Source organism: Massilia sp. Masssp94 (genome assembly GCF_059491305.1).
Genome location: NZ_CP168501.1, coordinates 5,810,246 through 5,827,770, shown reverse-complemented (window position 1 = coordinate 5,827,770; position 17,525 = coordinate 5,810,246). Strand labels below are relative to the sequence as shown.

Sequence of the window (17,525 nt, the reverse complement as noted above, 5' to 3'; positions counted from 1 at the left end):
GTCCGGAAGAACTAGGCGGCGTCCTCCATCGTGCCGACTTACGCGCGCGGGGAAGCCGCCTACAATCGGACCATCCTCCTCCTTGTCACGGATTTCCCCATGCAGCTCTCGAATTTTTCCGATTTCCTCGCCGCCGCGCGCGCCCAGCCCGAGGCGCAGCGCCTGCTGTTCGTCTTCGCGGTCGCCGAACTGCCGCAGGCGCACACGCCGGGCCAGGCGCGCCGCTTCGAGGAAGGCCGCGGCGGCGCATTGGCGCCCGTGATGTGCGTCGACAAGGGCCTCGACGAGCTCGCGGATTTCGGCGTGCTGGCCGACGAGTCGCGCGCGACGGGCCAGCCGTGGGACATGGTGTTCGTCGCGGCGCTGGCAGGGGAACAGCAGGCGTCCGGCATCGACCGCGGCCTCAAGATGATGATCGACGCCGTGCACCGCGGCGCCATCGAACGGTTCCTCGCGTTCGACCCGGACGGACACGCCGTGCGATTTGCTTGAACCCGTTCAAGGCGAGAGAGGCGGCGCGTCATTATGCTCCATGCGTTACCGTTCACCCGCCCGCCATGACCTCTCCCTCCCTCGAACTCGTTTGTCCCGCCGGCAGCCTGCCGGCCCTCAAGGCCGCCATCGACCACGGCGCCGACTGCGTCTACCTCGGCTTCCGCGACGCGACCAACGCGCGCAACTTCGCCGGCCTGAATTTCTCCGAAGGCGCCATCTCCGAAGGCATCCGCTATGCCCACGACCGCAACCGCAAGGTCTTCCTCGCCCTGAACACGTATCCGCAGCCGGGCGGCGACGGCCCGTGGCGGCGCGCGCTCGACCGCGCCGCCACGCACGGCATCGACGCCGTGATCCTGGCCGACCCGGGCCTGATGGACTACGCGGCGCGCGTGCATCCGCAGCTGCGGCTGCACCTGTCCGTGCAGGGATCGGCGACGAACATCGACGCCATCGCCTTCTACCACCGCCACTTCGGCATCGCGCGCGCCGTGCTGCCGCGCGTGCTGTCGCTGGCCCAGGCGGAAAAAGTCATCGAGCATTCGCCCGTCGAGATCGAAGTGTTCGGCTTCGGCAGCCTGTGCGTGATGGCCGAGGGCCGCTGCCAGCTGTCGTCGTACGCCACCGGGGAATCGCCCAACACGCATGGCGTGTGCTCGCCCGCGAAGGCCGTGCGCTGGACGCGGACGCCGCGCGCACTGGAGGCGCGCCTGTACGACGTCCTGATCGACCGCTACGCCGACGGCGAGCAGGCCGGCTACCCCACCTTGTGCAAGGGCCGCTTCGACGTGGACGGCGAGACGTATTACGCGATCGAGGAACCGGCGAGCCTGAACACGCTCGAGATCCTGCCGAAGCTCGCGGCGGTGGGCGCGCGCGCCGTCAAGATCGAAGGCCGCCAACGCAGCCCCGCGTACGTGGCCCAGGTCACGAAGGTGTGGCGCGCCGCGATCGACGCCTGCCTCGCGGAACACGGCCGCTACACGGTCCGGCGCGAGTGGATGACGAGCCTGGACAACGTCGCCGAAGGCAGCCAGCACACGCTGGGTGCCTACCACCGCCCCTGGAAATGACCCCGCACCGGAAGACCATCATGAAGATTGCCCTCGGGCCCCTGCAATACTACTGGCCGCGCGACACGGTGTTCGCGTTCTACGATGCGATGGCGGAAACGCCCGTCGACATCGTCTACCTCGGCGAAACGGTCTGCTCGCGCCGGCACGAGCTGCGTCCTTCCGACTGGCTCACCCTGGCCGAACGGCTGGCCGGCGCCGGCAAGGACGTCGTGCTGTCCACCCAGGTGCTGATCGAATCGCCATCCGACCTGAGTACCCTGCGCCGCGTGGGCGGCAACGGCCGCTTCCTCGTCGAGGCCAACGACATGGGCGCCGTCCACTGCGTCGACGGCCGCCCCTTCGTCGCCGGCCCCCACCTGAACGTGTACAACCCGGCCACGCTGGCCGTGCTCGCGCGTGCCGGCGCCGTGCGCTGGGTCGCGCCGCTGGAAATGCCGTCCGCCAGCCTCGCCGCCATGCAGGCCGCCCTGCCGGCCGGCGTGGAGACCGAGGTGTTCGCCTACGGCCGCATGCCGCTCGCGTTTTCCGCGCGCTGCTTCACGGCGCGCCACCGCAACCTGCCCAAGGACGATTGCCGCTTCAGCTGCCTGGAGCACCCGGACGGCCTCGTGCTGAACACGCAGGAAGGCAAGCCGTTCCTCGTCCTGAACGGCATCCAGACCCAGTCCGCGAAGGTCTACAACCTCGTCGACGTACTGCCCGCCATGCGCGCACTGGGCGTGGGCGTCGTACGTCTCAGCCCGCAGTCGGCCCACATGGCGGACATCGTCGCCAGCGTGCACGGCGTGCTGACGGGCGCCCTGACCGGGGCCGCCGCGCGCGAGCGCATGGGCGCGTGGATGCCGGGCGCCGCCTGCAACGGCTTCTGGCACGGCCGCCCCGGCCTCGAGGAGGTCGCCGCATGAACGCATCCCCCTACCGCCTGCCGGCGCCCGTCCGCCACGTCCTGTCCCGGTTGCCCGGCCGGCCCGGCGCGTGGCTGTTCGCGGCGGGCCTGAACGCCGGCCTGAAGCCCCACCTGGACGACGAATCGCGCGCGCAACTGCTGCGCAAGCGGCTGCGCCTGGCCGTGCTGGACGCGGGCGTCGCCTTCGACGTCGCGTGGAACGGGCGCTCGTTCGCGGCCGTGACGTCGAAAACGGCACCGGACGTCGTCATCGGCGCGACCCTGTACGACCTGGGCCTGCTGGCCACGCGCCGCGAGGACCCGGACACGCTGTTCTTCAGCCGCCGCCTGGTCATGGAAGGCGACACGGAACTGGGACTGCTCATCAAGAACACGCTGGACGCCATCGACCGTTGAAAGGAGAACCTGATGGGCCGTGACCGCACCGTTTTCCCCCTCGTCTATTCCTGCTCCGGATGTTCCAGCGCGGCGCAGATGGCCAACCACATCGCGCTGGAACTCGACCGGGAGGAAGTCGCCGAGATGTCGTGCATCGCCGGCGTGGGCGGCGACGTGCCGTCGCTCGTCAAGCTGGCGAAATCCGGGCGGCCCGTCGTCGCCATCGACGGCTGTCCGCTCGAATGTGCGCGCCACTGCCTCGCGCGCCACGGCGTGACGCCGGACCTGCATGTCCAGCTGGCCGAACATGGCGTGCGCAAGCGCTACCACATACGGTTCGACCCGGCCGAAGCGGCCGCCGTCGCGCGCGAGGTGGCGGACGACGTGGCCCTGCTTGCGGCCGAACGCCGATTGCTTCAACCAGTTTAAGGCGGGGCCGGCGGGCCTCGGGGATAGTGGTCGCCTGACTATCACCGAGGATCACATGAACGCCAACGAATCCCTCTTTGCCGCATCCATGCCGACGCAGGACGTGTCGGCCGACGTACTGCAGGAGAAATACGCGAAAGGCGACGAGACGACCGTCGCGGAAGTGCGCGCCCGCGTGGCCCGCGCGCTGGCCGCACACGAACCCGAACCGCTGCGCCTGGAGATGGAGCAGCGCTTCCTGTGGGCGCAGGACCACGGCTTCGTGCCCGCCGGCCGCATCAACTCGGCGGCCGGCATCGGCCTGAAGGCCACCCTGATGAACTGCTTCGTGCAGCCGGTCGGCGACGCGATCAGCGGCCGCGACGGCGCGATCCCCGGCATCTACGGCGCCGTGGCGGAAAGCGCGGAAACGATGCGCCGCGGCGGCGGCGTCGGCTACGACTTTTCCGCGATCCGCCCCGCCGGCAGTCTCGTGAAAGGCACGGCTTCGCGCGCGTCCGGCCCCGTGTCGTACATGGCCGTGTTCGACGCGTCGTGCCGCACGGTCGAATCGGCCGGCGCCCGCCGCGGCGCCCAGATGGGCGTCCTGCGGATCGACCATCCCGACATCGAGGCGTTCGTCGCCGCCAAGGACGGCGGCGCGTTCAGCAATTTCAACCTGTCCGTCGGCGTCACGGACGTCTTCATGCGCGCCGTGCTCGACGATGCCGCCGTCGAGCTGACGCATGCGGCCGAACCGGGGCCGGACGACCGGGCGAACGGCGCATACCTGCGCCCGGATGGCCGCTGGGTGTACCGCACGGTGCGGGCGCGCGACCTGTGGGACAAGGTGATCGGCTCCACCTACGACCACGCGGAGCCGGGCGTGCTGTTCCTGGACCGGATCAACGGCGAGAACAACCTGTACTACGCCGAGACGCTGGCGGCCACGAACCCGTGCGGGGAGCAGCCGCTGCCGCCGTACGGCTGTTGCGACCTGGGCTCGCTCGACCTGACGAAGTTCGTGCGCCAGCCGTTCACGCCGGAGGCGCGCTTCGACCTCGACACGTTCCGCGACGTGACGGCCGTCGGCGTGCGCATGCTCGACCTCGCGCTCGACGCCACCGAATGGCCGCTGCCGCAGCAGGCGGCGGAAGGCCGCAACAAGCGCCGCATCGGCATCGGCTTCCTCGGCCTGGGCAGCGCGCTCGTCATGCTGGGCCTGCGCTACGACGCCGACGAGGGCCGCGCGTTCGCCGCCGACGTCACACGCGCACTTCGGGACGCCGCCTACGATGCATCGGTGGCGCTGGCGCGCGAAAAAGGCGCATTCCCGCTGTTCGACGCGGAACGCTACCTGGACGGCGCGTTCGCGCGGCGCCTGCCGGACGAGCTGCGCGAAGCGATCGCCCGCCACGGCATCCGCAACTCCCACCTGATGTCGATCGCGCCCACGGGCACCATCGCCCTCGCGTTCGCGGACAACGCGTCGAACGGCATCGAACCCGCGTTTTCGTGGGTGTACCAGCGCAAGAAGCGCATGCCGGACGACAGCACGCGCATCTACGAGGTGGCCGACCACGCGTGGCGCCTGTACCGCCACCTCGGCCACGACGTAGCCGAACTGCCGGCGCAGTTCGTGACGGCGCTGGAGATGTCGGCGCAGGACCACCTCGGCATGATGGCGGCCGTGCAGCCGTACGTGGACGGCGCGATCTCGAAGACCGTCAACGTGCCCGCCGACTACCCGTTCGACGACTTCAAGGATTTGTACACGGAGGCGTGGCGCGCGGGGCTGAAGGGCCTCGCCACGTACCGGCCCAACGCCGTCACGGGCAGCGTGTTGAGTGTCGCGCCGCCTGTCGCCGAAGCACCGGACGCCGGCGTGCCGTACCACTTGGATCCGCTGCGCCGCCGTTTCGAGAGCCGCCCGGCCGGGGAACTGGAATCGGTCACCTCGAAGGTCGAATACACGACCCAGGAAGGCAAGAAGACGGTCTATCTGACCATCAGCTTCATGCGCGTGGAAGGACGGCTGAACGGGCGCGACCTCGCCATCGAGCGCCCGTTCGAGTTCTTCATGCCCGCGAACCAGCGCAGCGACGGCCACCAGTGGATCACGTCCACGATGCGCCTGCTGTCGCTGGCCGCGCGCGCCGGCAGCTCCATCGCCAAGGCGCTCGCCGACATGCGCGCCGTCGTGTGGGAAAAGGGGCCGGTGCGCTGCGGCCACCTGACGCGGGCGGACGGCGTGCAGGTGCCGATGTACCACGACTCGGAAGTTGCGGCCATCGCCTTCATGCTGCAGCGGATCCTGATCCGGCGCGGTTTCCTGGACGCCCACGGCAACCAGGTGCCCGCCGACGCGCTGGACCGCCTGCTGGCACGGCGCGGCACGCCGGACGAGGTGCCGGCACCAAACATCGCGGCGGTCGAAGAGACGGGCGCCAAGTGCCCGGAATGCGGCGCGCGGACGTTGCGCAAGGTCGACGGCTGCACGCGCTGCACATCGTGCCACTACCTGGGCGGCTGCGCCTGATTCGTAAAACCTGAAACCGGTTCAAGGACAAGGGCGGCGGGCCGCCCTACCCTGACGGTGTACCAACGACCCAACGCAAAAGGAGCATCATGCAACACGATTTCCAGTTCTCGGCCCCTCTCGCCTTCGCCGACATCGAACGCCTCACGAGCGCCCTGTGCACCCTGCCCGGCGTGCGCGGCATCGACCTCGAACCGGGCGGCCGCGAGATGCACGTGGAGTTCGACGAGGACGCCACGTCGACGCAGGACATCACCGCGGCGCTGCTGGGCGCCGGTTACGGCGAAGCGCGCAAGGAAAAGAGCGGCGGTTGCTGCGGCGGGTGCTGCGGTGGCTGAGAGCCTGTCCGGCGGCGTGCGCCGCCACGCCTGGCTCGCCACCGCCATGACGGCGCCGATGCTGCTGATGCCCGCCGTGCTGGCGTGGCAGGAGTGGGCGGCCGGCGACCGCATCGCCACGTGGGCCGGCGCCGGCGTCGCGGCGCTGGCGATGGCCGGCACGGTGGCCGGCATCGATGCGCTGATGCGTCGTGACGATCATTAGGAGCGCCCTGCGGACGCGCTGAAGCGAGGCGCTTGTCAGTACCGCAGCAACTCGCATTGCGCCATCGTGAAACCTTTTCCAGGTTCAGGCGCAATCTGGGGAAACGTTACCGTGTAGCGCTCGGACTCCTCGCCCGCAATACGGGTCGGAATGAAGTCCACTGGGACATCCTTCACGGACAGCTGGAACAATGCCGGATCGCTCGCGAACGCGCCCAGAGGCGCAAGTGCGAGGATGCCGGCAAGGACGACAAGGCGCTTCATTCAACCTCCTGGCATTCGATTCGGGATAGATACGACATAGTCCAAGGCCGTCCTGTCTTGATTCCCGAAAATCTGGCTGGTGCCACCGGCGCCGTCGAGTTGGCGGCGCCAGGCGCTTCAAGCCGTTTCCAGCCTGAACATGCGGATCGTGTCGTTCAGCGTATGCGCCCGCTCCTGCAGGGCCTGCGCCGCGCCGGCCGCCTGCTCGACGAGCGCCGCGTTCTGCTGCGTCACGCTGTCCATCTGGCCCACGGCCTGGTTGACCTGTTCGATGCCGATGCGCTGCTCGTCGCTGGCCGCCGTGATCTCGGCCATGATGCCTGTCACCTGGCGCACGCTGGCCAGCACGCGCTGCATGGTGTCGGCCGCGCGGCCGGTGAGCGCCGTACCGCCCGCGATCTTCGTGGTCGAATCGTCGATGAGGTGCCGGATTTCGCGCGCCGCGGCGGCCGACCGCTGCGCCAGGTTGCGCACCTCGGTGGCGACGACCGCGAATCCCTTGCCCTGTTCGCCGGCGCGCGCGGCTTCCACCGCGGCGTTGAGCGCGAGGATATTGGTCTGGAACGCGATGCCATCGATGATGCCCGTGATGTCCGCGATGCGGCGCGCGCCGTCGCTGATCTCGTCCATCGTGGCCGCCACGCGCGCGACGGCGTCGCTGCCCTCGGCCGTGATCGTCGCCGTGGCCGCCGCCAGCGCGTTCGCTGCGCGCGCATTGTCCGCGTTCTGCTGCACGGTGCCCGTCAGTTCCTCCATCGACGAGGCGCTCTGCTGCAGCGCGCTGGCCTGCATCTCGGTGCGCGCCGACAAGTCCATGTTGCCGCTCGCGATCTGCGAGGACGCCGTGGCGATCGTCTCGGTCCCGCGCCGCACTTCGCCGACCATCGTGCCGAGGCTCGCGTTCATCGCCGCCAGCGCACCGAGCAGCTCGCCGACTTCGTCCTTCGAACCCGCCTCGATCCGGCTGGTGAGATCCCCGCCGGCCACGCGCTGCGCCACCGCGACGGCGCTGCGCAGCGGCAGCACGATCGAACGCGCGAGGCGGACGGCGAACGCGAGGCCGACGGCCAGCGCGGCGGCGCCCAGCGCCAGCATCAGCACCCGGCCCGACGCGATCCGGTCCTGCACGGCCTTGCCCGCATCGACCGCGCGCCCCTTCTGCAGGACGTTGAGATCGTGCACGGCCTGCTGCAACACGTCCAGGCGCGGCAGGGTTTCCGCCAGCACCAGTTGCTGCGCCTCGTCGCGCTTGCCCGCGTCGACGAGGGCGTTCACCTGCGTGAACGAGGCCACGTACGCCTCGCGCCGCTCGGCCACGCGGGCCAGCACGGCCTTGCCTTCGTCGCTGGCGACCAGGCGGCGCAACGTGGCCAGCGCGCCGTCGATCTCGTGCCGGTTCGATGCGATCTTCTCGCGCACCCGGGTGCGGTAGCCGTCGTCCGGCGCGATGAACAGTTCCAGCGTGCGGCGCGCGTTCGCCCGCGTCATCGTGTCGATGGTGGCGGCGGCTTCCGCCTTGGCCCAGTCGTCGTCGATCAGGGCCGCCGTCGCCTGGCCGACATCGTGGAAGCGCTGCAGCCCGACCGCGACCACAAGCGCGAGCAGCACCAGCACGAGGCCGAAGCCGGCGGCAAGGCGCGTGCCGATCCTGAAATTTGACATTGCCATATGAATTCCTTTCGTTTCGACACTTTCTTGCCAATAGGAAACTGAGTCTAGCGGCAGGCCGCGTGGCCTGACATACGCCGAAAGAACTAGCTCCCGTCATCCGTCATGCCGACTGCCAGAGTGGCGCGCGGTCTCTACAATCTTCACCATCAACCCTTTGGAGAACCGCGATGTTGCGCGACCGCTACGGCCGAACGATCGAATACCTGCGCCTGTCCGTGACGGACCGCTGCGACCTGCGTTGCACGTATTGCATGCCGACGGGTTTCAAGGGGTTCGAGGAACCGGAGGACTGGCTCACGTTCGACGAGATCGAACGCCTGCTGCGCGCGTTCGCCCGCCTCGGCACGCGCCGCATCCGCCTGACGGGCGGCGAGCCGCTGCTGCGCCGCCATGTCACCGACCTGGCCGGCCGTATCGCCGCCATCCCCGGCGTGGACGACCTGTCGCTGTCGACCAATGCCACGACCCTGCGCCGCCACGCCGAGGCGCTGCGCAAGGCCGGCGTCGCACGCATCAACGTCAGCCTCGACACGCTGGACCGGCGATGCATGGAATCGATCACGGGCCGCGACAGCCACGCGCGCATCCTGGACGGCATCATGGCCGGCAAGGAGGCCGGGTTCGATCCCATCAAGATCAACATGGTCGCGATGCGCGGCGTGAACGACGGCGAGATCGAGCGCATGGCCGAGTTCTGCATCGGCCACGGCTTCGTGCTGCGCCTGATCGAGGTGATGCCGATGGGAGAGACCGGACAGAACGCCGCCTACATGGACCTGCAGCCCGTGCGCGAACGCCTGCAGCAACGATTCGACCTGGTGCCGCAGGCGCTGGAACTGGGCGGCGGTCCGGCGCGCTACCTCGCCACGCGCGACGGCAGGAGCAGCATCGGCTTCATCACGCCGATGTCGCAGCATTTCTGCGCCACCTGCAACCGCGTGCGCCTGGCGGTGGACGGCACCCTGTACCTGTGCCTGGGCCAGGAAGAGAAATTCGAATTCCGTCCGCTGCTGCGCGCTGGAGCCAGCGACGCGGAGCTCGACGCTGCGATCCGCCACGCCATCGAACTGAAACCCCACCGGCACGACTTCACCGCGCGGCCCGAGAAAATCGTCCGCTTCATGTCGCAGACGGGAGGCTGAGATGCAGGACATCGAACGCTTCATCCGCGGCTTTTCCCGCTTCCAGCAGCGCTTCATGAGCGAGCCGGTCGTGCGCGCCTCGCTGCGCGACGGACAGCATCCGTCCACGCTCGTCATCGGCTGCTGCGATGCGCGCGTGGGCCCCGCCCTGCTGACGGGCTGCGCCCCGGGCGACATCTTCGTCGTCCGCAACATCGCGAACCTCGTCCAGCCGCTGGACGCCGCGGCATGACGACGACGCCCGATTATCCGCCGATCCCGGGCCACCTGCGCCTGTCGACCCGCATCGCCGGTGCCCTGATCGGTTTCCTGCTGCTGGCGCTGACCGCCATCGGCACGACGTTGTGGCTGTCGTGGCAGCTGGAAGGCTCGGCGGCCGCCATCAACGAAACGGGCGGCGTGCGCAAGCAGGAATACCGGCTCGCGATGCTGCTCGGCCGCGAGGTGCACATGCCCGGCGGCGGCTACGCGCGCGACGCGCGGGCGCAGATCGCGTCCATCGATGCGACGCTGGCGCTGATCGACCGCGGCGACCCGCAGCGGCCCCTCGGCCTGCCGCCGACGGCCGCCATCCGCGACAGCTTTTCCATGGCCACGCTGCGCTGGCAGCGCGAACTGCGGCCGCTCGCGCTGCAGGTGCTGCAGGCGCGGGGCGACGAGCGCCTGCCCCCGCTGCGCGACTTCCTCGGCCGGGTCGATGGCTACGTCGCCCAGATCGACGCCATCGTGGGCCTGATCGAACGGGACAACGAGGTGCGCACGTTCTGGCTGCGCTGCTCGCAGCTGGCGCTGATGGCGCTGGCGATGGGCGGGACCGTCGTCCTCGTGTACCTGATGTTCAGCCTCATCGTCGACCCGGTCGAGCGCCTGCATGCCGGAATGCGCAGCATGGCCGACACGGATTTCGGCGTCCGCCTCGACGTGGCGAGCCAGGACGAATTCGGCCAGCTCGCGACGGGTTTCAACCGGATGGCCGACCGCCTGGAACAGGTCTACGCGAGCCTGGAAGACAAGGTACGCGACAAGACGGCCGCGCTGGAAGGCCAGAACCGCGAACTGGCGCTGCTGTACGACAGCGCCGCGTTCCTGCAGGTGCGCCAGACGCTGGAGCCGATGTGCGAAGGCTTCGTCGAGCGCATCATGCGCTACTTCGGCGCGGACGGCGGATCGGTGCGGCTCATCGACGCCAACGCGGACAAGGTGCACCTCATCGTGCAGGCCGGCCTGTCCGACGAGATGGTCAAGGCCGAACGCTGCATGCCGGTCGGCGACTGCCTGTGCGGCGAGGCGGCGCAGGGCAGGCACCCCGTCGTGAGGCTGCTGCGCGCCGTGCCCGGCCCCGACGTGTCGCGCTGCGCGCGCGAGGGGTTCGCGACGGTGTCGGTATTCCAGATTTTCGCCCAGGACCAGCACCTCGGCGTATTCAGCCTGCATTTCCGTACCGAGACATCGTTCAACGAGCGCGAGACCGCCCTGCTGGAAACGCTGGGCCGGCTGCTGGGCACCGCCGTCGAGAACATGCGGCTCGCGGCGCGCGAGCGCGAAATGGCCATCTCGGAAGAGCGCAACATGGTGGCGCGCGGCCTGCACGACAGCATCGCCCAGGGCCTGAACTTCCTGAACCTGCAGGTGCAGATGCTGGAACAGTCGCTGCACGACGGGCAGCAGCAGGATGCGGCCGCGATCGTGCCGCTGCTGCGTGCGGGCGTCAAGGAAAGCTACGAGGACGTGCGCGAACTGTTGCAGAATTTCCGCAGCCGGCTGGAAGAGGATGACCTCAACAGCGCGCTGCGCAAGGCCGTGCGCAAGTTCCGCGACCAGACGGGCGTGGAGGCCAGCTTCAAGGCCGAAGGGGGCGGCGGCCTGCCGTTCCCGCGCGAGGAGCAGCTGCAGCTCCTGTTCATCGTGCAGGAAGCGCTGTCGAACATCCGTAAACACGCGCATGCCGACAAGGTGCTCGTGCAGGTCCGCGACGGTCAAGACTTTTCGCTATCGATCAGCGATAATGGTGTCGGGTTCGATTCCGTCGCCGTGCCCGCATCCGGCGACAGCCACGTGGGGTTGCACATCATGCGCGAACGGGCCCGGCATATCAACGCCGACCTGGCCATCGAATCCGGGAACGGCGCCGGCACCACCGTCCGCCTGCACGTCGCGAGCGCGCACCGGCGGGCCGCTTGAATCGAATGGAGTTTCGGATGGAAGACATCGGGCAAGACACCCGCGAGCCGATCAGCGTGCTGCTGGTCGACGATCACACGTTGTTCCGCAGCGGCGTACGTTCGCTGTTGCAGCGCAATCCGCGCTTCACCGTCGTCGGCGAGGCATCCGACGGCATCGACGGCGTGAAGCGGGCGATGCAACTGAAACCCGACGTGATCCTGCTCGACCTGCACATGCCCGGCATGACCGGCGTGGAGACGCTGGAACTGATCCTGCAGGGCTGGCCCGAGGCGGCGGTCATCATGCTGACCGTGTCCGAGGAAGGCGAAGACCTGGCCACCGCCCTGCATGCGGGCGCGCGGGGCTATTTGATCAAGAACATCGACGCCGACTACCTGCAGCGCGCCATCGAACGCGCGGCCGGCGGCGAATCAGTCCTGGCCGAATCGATGGCCGCCAAGCTCGTGGCCCAGCTGCAGAAACAGCGCGAACCCAAGCCGGCCGCGCCGCCGTCGGAACTGGACAGGCTGACGCCGCGCGAACGCGAGATCCTCGCGTGCCTGGCCCGCGGCGAAAGCAACAAGCTGATCGCGCGCGTGCTCGACCTGGCCGAGAGTACGGTCAAGATCCACGTGCAGAACATCCTCAAGAAGCTCGGCCTGTCGAGCCGCGTGCAGGCGGCGGTGTTCGCCGTCGAGCAGGGGCTCGGCAGCGGGCCGGATCGGCAGGGTTGATCAGCGCAGCGCGAGCAACGCCTCTTTCGCGTCCTCATACGCGGCGGTGAGCAGCGCCATCTGCTCCCCCGCATCCTCGAAGTTCTCCGCCTTCCCAATCAGCTCGAGGTTCGTGCACGGCACCCGCATCCGGTTCGCGCCCACGAAATCGATGCTCGACAACAGGTAGTGCGCGGTCGCCGCCAGCAGCTGCCCGTCGTGCTCGCGCACGGCGTGTTCCAGCTTGTGCAGCAGTTGCGGCACCTCGCCCACGAACGCATTCACGACGTCCTCCAGCAGTGACGTATCGTCGTCGATGGTGCGCAGCTGCTCGATGCGGGCCGGGTCCAGCACGGAGTCTCCTGCGCGGCGCGCCGCCACGTGGCCGCGCGCGGCGGCCAGCGCCTTGTCCAGCACGTCCATCTCGATCGGCTTCGGCACGTAGTCGTCCATGCCGGCGTCCAGGCAGCGTTCGCGGTCGCCCGGCATGGCGTTGGCCGTCATCGCGATGATGTACGGCGCGTTGGCCCCGCGGAAGCGCTCGCGCAGGCGGCGCGTCGCTTCCAGGCCGTCCATTTCCGGCATCTGCATGTCCATCAGGATCACCGGGTAATCCTGGCGCTCCAGCGCCGCCACGGCTTCGAGACCGTTGCCGACGACGTCCGCGCGGTAGCCCAGGTGGCGCAGCAGTTGCCGGATCACCTTCTGGTTGATCGTGTTGTCCTCGGCGACGAGGATCGCGAGATCCGTCTCTTCCCGGGCCGGCACCGGCGCCGGCCGCGCCGCGGCCTGGCGCTCGCCCAGCACCTGCTGCAGCGCTTCCAGCAGCGCGGCCGGCTTGATCGGCTTGCTCAGCCACGCAGAGAACTCGCGCACGGCTTCTCCTTCGGCACCTGCCTGGCGCTGGCCGACGGAGGTCAGCAGCACGAGCGGCAGCGCGGCGCGGTCGCGGTGCTTGCGCAGCTCGGCCGCGAGGCGCGCGCCGTCCATGTCGGGCATCTGCATGTCCAGCACGGCGACGTCGAACGGGTGGCCGTCGCGCACGAGGTCCAGCGCTTCGACCGCCGATGCCGCCGCCAGCGGCGACATGCCCCACAACAGCGCCTGCTTCATCAGGATACGGCGGTTGGTCGCGTTGTCGTCCACGATCAGGATGCGGCGTCCGCGCACCGTGGCCGCGCGGTCGCGCAGCACGTGTTCGGCCAGCTGGTCGTCGAACGCGTCGGCGACGATGGCCGCGCTGAACGTCGAGCCGCGTCCCGGTTCGCTGTCCACCGTGAGCCCGCCGCCCATCATCTCCGCGAGGCGCCGGCTGATCGTCAGGCCCAGGCCCGTGCCGCCGTATTTGCGCGTGGTCGAGGCATCGACCTGGGTGAACGAGTGGAAGATGTCGCCGAGGCGGTGCGGCGGAATGCCGATGCCCGTGTCGCGCACGGCGAACACGAGGCGGTAGCCGCCCTCCTCGCGCGGCTCGCCCGACACGCTGACGACGACCTCGCCGTGGTGCGTGAACTTGATCGCGTTCGACAGCAGGTTCACGAGGATCTGGCGCAGGCGCGTGGCGTCCGCAAGGATCGTCGCGGGCACGCCCGGTTCGATCATGTACGCGAGGTCCAGGTTCTTGTCGCTGGCGCTGGGCGCGAGCAGGTCGAGCGCTTCCTCGACGCAGCGGCGCACTTCGAACGCGTGGCGCTCGAGGTCGAGGCGCCCCACTTCCAGCTTCGAATAATCGAGCAGGTCGTTGATGATGGCCAGCAGCGCCTCGCTGCTGGAACGGATCGTCTCCGTGTAGTCGCGCTGTTCGTCGTCGATGTCCGTGTGCAGCAGGAGGCTCGTCATGCCGATGACGGCGTTCAGCGGCGTGCGGATCTCGTGGCTCATATTGGCCAGGAACATGCTCTTGGCCTGCATCGCCGCTTCGGCGCTGTCGCGCGCCAATTCCAGTTCGCGCTCGTAGGCCTTGCGCTCCGAAATGTCCTGCAGGATCGCCGTGAGGATCACGCGCCCGCCCGCCGCCGATTTCGAGATCGTCGCCTCGGCCGGGAATTCGCTGCCGTCCTTGCGCACCGCGTGGATGGTGCCCCGCTCGCCCATGCGCCGGGCCGTGCGCTCCCCGTGCTGGAAGCCGGCCACCCGCTCCGCATGGCCGGGACGGAAGCGCGGCGGCATCAGCATCGCCAGGTCCTGGCCCGTCACCTCCGCGGCGGTCCAGCCGAACACCCGTTCCGCCCCCTTGTTGAACAGGATGATCTTCTGGCGCTCGTCCGTGCAGATCACGGCGTTTTCGGCGATGTCGATGATGTTGCTGAGCTGTTCGGGGCTGAGTGTGTGCGGCATGGGCGGTTCCGTGCGACTGGGGCGCGATAGGGGCAATAAGCGCCATCGTACACGGACCTACACCTTTATGACTAGGCCGCCTAGCTCCATTGCGCTGCCGCGCACACCCCTCCGGCCAATGGTTGGGCTGGGCCCCGCCACGTACGCTTCCGGCATCACCACATGCTTTTATCGGGAGAACAAGAATGAGCACCGACAGACGGCCCCTCGCGGTCCTGGTCAGCAGTACCTTCGCATTCACGATCTGCTTCGCGATCTGGATGATGTTCGCGGTGCTGGGCATCCCCATCAAGACGAAACTCGGCCTGAACGAAACGGAATTCGGCCTGCTCGTCGCCACGCCCGTGCTGAGCGGCGCCCTCGTGCGCGTCCCCCTCGGCATCTGGACCGACCGCTACGGCGGCCGCATCGTGTTCTTCACGCTGATGCTGGCCTGCGCGCTGCCGATCTGGATGATCAGCCATGCCACCGCCTACTGGCACTTCCTCGTGCTGGGGCTCTTCGTCGGCCTGGCCGGCGGCTCGTTCTCGGTCGGCACGCCGTACGTGGCGCGCTGGTTCGGCAAGGAGCGCCGCGGCCTCGCGATGGGCGTGTTCGGCGCCGGCAACTCCGGTTCCGCGCTGACCAAGTTCGTGGCGCCCGCCATCATCGCCGCCCTCGGCTGGCAGGCGCTGCCCAAGGTGTACGCCGCCGCGATGGTCGCCACCGCCCTGCTGTTCTGGTTCGGCACCTATTCCGACCCGTCGCACAAATCCGCGTCCGGCGAGAGCTTCGCCGCGCAGATGCGCGTGCTGAAGGATCCGCGCGTGTGGCGCTACTGCCAGTACTACTCCGTCGTATTCGGCGGCTACGTGGCGCTGGCGCTGTGGATGACCAAATACTACGTGGGCGAATACGGCTTCGGCCTCAAGGAAGCCGCCCTGCTGGCCGCGTGCTTCTCGCTGCCGGGCGGGGTGCTGCGCGCGCTGGGCGGCTGGATCTCCGACAAGTTCGGCGCCTACAAGGTGACCTGGTACGTGATGTGGGTGTGCTGGGTGTGCTTCTTCATCCTGTCGTATCCGCAGACCACGATGAGCGTCAAGACGGTTTCCGGCGGGATGGACCTGCACATCGGCCTCGGCCCCGTGATCTTCACCCTGCTGCTGTTCGTCGTCGGCGTGGCGATGGCCATCGGCAAAGCGTCCGTGTTCCGCTTCATCGCCGACGATTTCAGCGACAACATCGGCGCCGTCTCGGGCGTCGTCGGCCTGGCCGGCGGCCTCGGTGGCTTCATCCTGCCGATCATGTTCGGCGCCATCGTCGACCTCACCGGCATCCGCTCCAGCTCCTTCATGCTGCTGTACGGGACCGTGTGCGTGTCGCTCGTCTGGATGCATTTCTCGTTCAAACCGCAAACCAAAGCCCCTGTCGCCGCGCCGGTCACGCCGCTGCGCAAGGCTGCCTGATTCACTTATTAAATCACAGGAGAACATCGTGAGTCGTTACCTCATCTCGACCTGGGAACCCGAGGTTCCCGCCTTCTGGCACAGCCGCGGCAAGCCCACGGCCAGCCGCAACCTCTGGATCTCGATCCCCGCGCTGATGCTGGCGTTCGCGATCTGGATGGTGTGGAGCGTCGTCGTCGTCAACCTGCCGGCCATCGGCTTCAAGTACAGCACCAACCAGCTGTTCTGGCTCGCCGCCGTGCCGGGCCTCTCGGGCGCCACCTTGCGCATCTTTTATTCGTTCATGGTGCCGATCTTCGGCGGCCGCAAATGGACCGCCATCTCCACCGCGTCGCTGCTGATCCCCGCCCTCGGCATCGGCTACGCCGTGCAGGACCCGAACACCAGCTACCCGACCATGCTCGTGCTGTCGCTGCTGTGCGGCTTCGGCGGCGGCAACTTCGCGTCGTCCATGGCCAACATCAGCTTCTTCTACCCGAAAGCGCAGAAGGGCTACGCCCTCGGCATGAACGCGGGCCTCGGCAACCTCGGCGTCTCCGCCGTGCAGTTCGTCGTCCCGCTCGTGATCACGTTCGCCCTGTTCGGCGGCGAAGCGCAAACGTGGACCAAGGCCGCGGCCACCAAGCAGATGTGGCTGCAGAACGCGGGCTTCGTGTGGGTGCCGTTCATCATCGTCAGCACGCTGGCCGCCTGGTTCGGCATGAACGACCTCGCGTCGGCCAAGGCGTCGTTCGCCGAACAGGCCGTGATCTTCAAGCGCAAGCACAACTGGCTCATGTGCTGGCTGTATGTGGGCACCTTCGGTTCGTTCATCGGCTATTCGGCCGCCTTCCCGCTGCTGACCAGCACCCTGTTCCCGCAAGTGAACCCGCTGCAGTACGCGTTCGTCGGTCCCCTCGTCAGCGCCCTGGCCCGCGTGGCCGGCGGCTTCATCGCCGACAAGCTGGGCGGCGCCCGCGTCACCGTGTGGACGTTCGTCTGCATGATCCTGGCAGTGCTGGGCGTGCTGCACTTCCTGCACGCAGGGAGCTTCGCGGGTTTCTTCGGCATGTTCCTCGTGCTGTTCGCCTGCACCGGCGTCGGTAACGCATCGACCTTCCGCATGATCCCCGTGATCTTCCTGACCCTGCACCAGCGCGCCGCCAGGGGCCAGTCGGAAGGCGCACAAGCGCAAGCCGTCGCCAGCGCCAACAAGGAAGCGGCCGCCGTTCTCGGCTTCACCTCGGCCATCGCCGCCTACGGCGCCTTCTTCATCCCGAAGAGCTACGGCACCTCGATCGCCCTGACGGGCAGCGCCGACGCCGCGCTGTGGTGCTTCATCGGCTTCTACGTCACCTGCATCGCCGTCACCTGGTGGTTCTATGCCCGCAAGGGTGCCGAGATCACTTGCTAGTCATAAAGGAGTAGATCGCCTACTCCCTAATCCATGGCCGGACCGACTTCTT

The 17,525-nt window shown here is 68.4% G+C and carries 16 protein-coding genes and 1 pseudogene; 14 read left to right on the top strand and 3 right to left on the bottom strand.

What is annotated here, in order from left to right:
* Positions 1–99: 99 nt before the first annotated feature.
* The 8 genes and pseudogenes from ACEN9G_RS25725 to ACEN9G_RS25690 all read left to right on the top strand — a co-directional run bounded on the left by ACEN9G_RS25725 (position 100) and on the right by ACEN9G_RS25690 (position 6,346).
* Positions 100–492: a ribonucleotide reductase subunit alpha gene (locus tag ACEN9G_RS25725; protein ID WP_413345504.1), complete on the top strand. Its 393-nt coding sequence runs from the start codon at positions 100–102 to the stop codon at positions 490–492.
* Positions 493–557: 65 nt separating this feature from the next.
* Positions 558–1,568 (top strand): ubiquinone anaerobic biosynthesis protein UbiU, encoded by a 1,011-nt coding sequence (gene ubiU / locus ACEN9G_RS25720; RefSeq protein WP_483127166.1) that lies wholly within the window; start codon positions 558–560, stop codon positions 1,566–1,568.
* 20 nt (positions 1,569–1,588) lie between these two features.
* Positions 1,589–2,476, top strand: coding sequence for a ubiquinone anaerobic biosynthesis protein UbiV (ubiV, locus tag ACEN9G_RS25715; protein ID WP_483127165.1), 888 nt, complete (start codon positions 1,589–1,591; stop codon positions 2,474–2,476).
* Positions 2,473–2,868, top strand: a pseudogene (gene ubiT, locus ACEN9G_RS25710) (ubiquinone anaerobic biosynthesis accessory factor UbiT); the annotation flags it as partial. The gene ubiV and the pseudogene ubiT, both read left to right, overlap by 4 nt.
* An 18-nt stretch (positions 2,869–2,886) precedes the next feature.
* The gene (locus tag ACEN9G_RS25705; protein ID WP_483127164.1) at positions 2,887–3,285 is read left to right on the top strand and encodes a putative zinc-binding protein; all 399 of its coding nucleotides are present in this window, start codon (positions 2,887–2,889) and stop codon (positions 3,283–3,285) included.
* A 55-nt stretch (positions 3,286–3,340) separates the two neighbouring features.
* Positions 3,341–5,803, top strand: a complete 2,463-nt coding sequence (locus tag ACEN9G_RS25700) for an adenosylcobalamin-dependent ribonucleoside-diphosphate reductase (RefSeq protein ID WP_413344547.1) — start codon at positions 3,341–3,343, stop codon at positions 5,801–5,803.
* Positions 5,804–5,892: 89 nt separating this feature from the next.
* Positions 5,893–6,141 (top strand): heavy-metal-associated domain-containing protein, encoded by a 249-nt coding sequence (locus tag ACEN9G_RS25695; RefSeq protein ID WP_056125087.1) that lies wholly within the window; start codon positions 5,893–5,895, stop codon positions 6,139–6,141.
* Positions 6,134–6,346, top strand: a complete 213-nt coding sequence (locus ACEN9G_RS25690; RefSeq protein ID WP_483127163.1) for a hypothetical protein — start codon at positions 6,134–6,136, stop codon at positions 6,344–6,346. Before ACEN9G_RS25695 ends, ACEN9G_RS25690 begins: the two co-directional genes overlap by 8 nt.
* A gap of 35 nt (positions 6,347–6,381) precedes the next feature.
* Here ACEN9G_RS25690 and ACEN9G_RS25685 read toward each other — a convergent pair whose 3' ends face one another.
* Positions 6,382–6,609 (bottom strand): hypothetical protein, encoded by a 228-nt coding sequence (locus tag ACEN9G_RS25685; protein WP_413346684.1) that lies wholly within the window; start codon positions 6,607–6,609, stop codon positions 6,382–6,384.
* A gap of 117 nt (positions 6,610–6,726) precedes the next feature.
* Positions 6,727–8,277, bottom strand: a complete 1,551-nt coding sequence (locus tag ACEN9G_RS25680) for a methyl-accepting chemotaxis protein (protein WP_483127162.1) — start codon at positions 8,275–8,277, stop codon at positions 6,727–6,729.
* 170 nt (positions 8,278–8,447) lie between these two features.
* Between ACEN9G_RS25680 and moaA the strand changes: the two genes are divergently transcribed.
* The 4 genes from moaA to ACEN9G_RS25660 are packed head-to-tail and all read left to right on the top strand — an operon-like array spanning position 8,448 to position 12,319.
* Positions 8,448–9,422 (top strand): GTP 3',8-cyclase MoaA, encoded by a 975-nt coding sequence (gene moaA, locus ACEN9G_RS25675; RefSeq protein WP_413343868.1) that lies wholly within the window; start codon positions 8,448–8,450, stop codon positions 9,420–9,422.
* 1 nt (position 9,423) lies between these two features.
* Positions 9,424–9,654: a carbonic anhydrase gene (locus ACEN9G_RS25670; protein WP_495605468.1), complete on the top strand. Its 231-nt coding sequence runs from the start codon at positions 9,424–9,426 to the stop codon at positions 9,652–9,654.
* The gene (locus ACEN9G_RS25665; protein WP_483127161.1) at positions 9,651–11,603 is read left to right on the top strand and encodes a type IV pili methyl-accepting chemotaxis transducer N-terminal domain-containing protein; all 1,953 of its coding nucleotides are present in this window, start codon (positions 9,651–9,653) and stop codon (positions 11,601–11,603) included. Before ACEN9G_RS25670 ends, ACEN9G_RS25665 begins: the two co-directional genes overlap by 4 nt.
* Before the next feature lie 17 nt (positions 11,604–11,620).
* Positions 11,621–12,319, top strand: coding sequence for a response regulator (locus tag ACEN9G_RS25660; RefSeq protein WP_413343862.1), 699 nt, complete (start codon positions 11,621–11,623; stop codon positions 12,317–12,319).
* Here ACEN9G_RS25660 and ACEN9G_RS25655 read toward each other — a convergent pair whose 3' ends face one another.
* On the bottom strand, positions 12,320–14,635 hold the full coding sequence (locus ACEN9G_RS25655; protein ID WP_483127160.1) for a response regulator: 2,316 nt from the start codon (positions 14,633–14,635) through the stop codon (positions 12,320–12,322).
* Positions 14,636–14,820: 185 nt separating this feature from the next.
* Here ACEN9G_RS25655 and ACEN9G_RS25650 point away from each other — a divergent pair, with 185 nt between their 5' ends.
* Positions 14,821–16,080, top strand: a complete 1,260-nt coding sequence (locus tag ACEN9G_RS25650; RefSeq protein ID WP_413338342.1) for an MFS transporter — start codon at positions 14,821–14,823, stop codon at positions 16,078–16,080.
* Between the two features lie 28 nt (positions 16,081–16,108).
* Positions 16,109–17,473 carry a NarK family nitrate/nitrite MFS transporter gene (locus ACEN9G_RS25645; RefSeq protein WP_413338344.1) on the top strand — a complete coding sequence of 455 codons (1,365 nt, stop codon included), beginning with the start codon at positions 16,109–16,111 and terminating at the stop codon, positions 17,471–17,473.
* Positions 17,474–17,525: the final 52 nt, after the last annotated feature.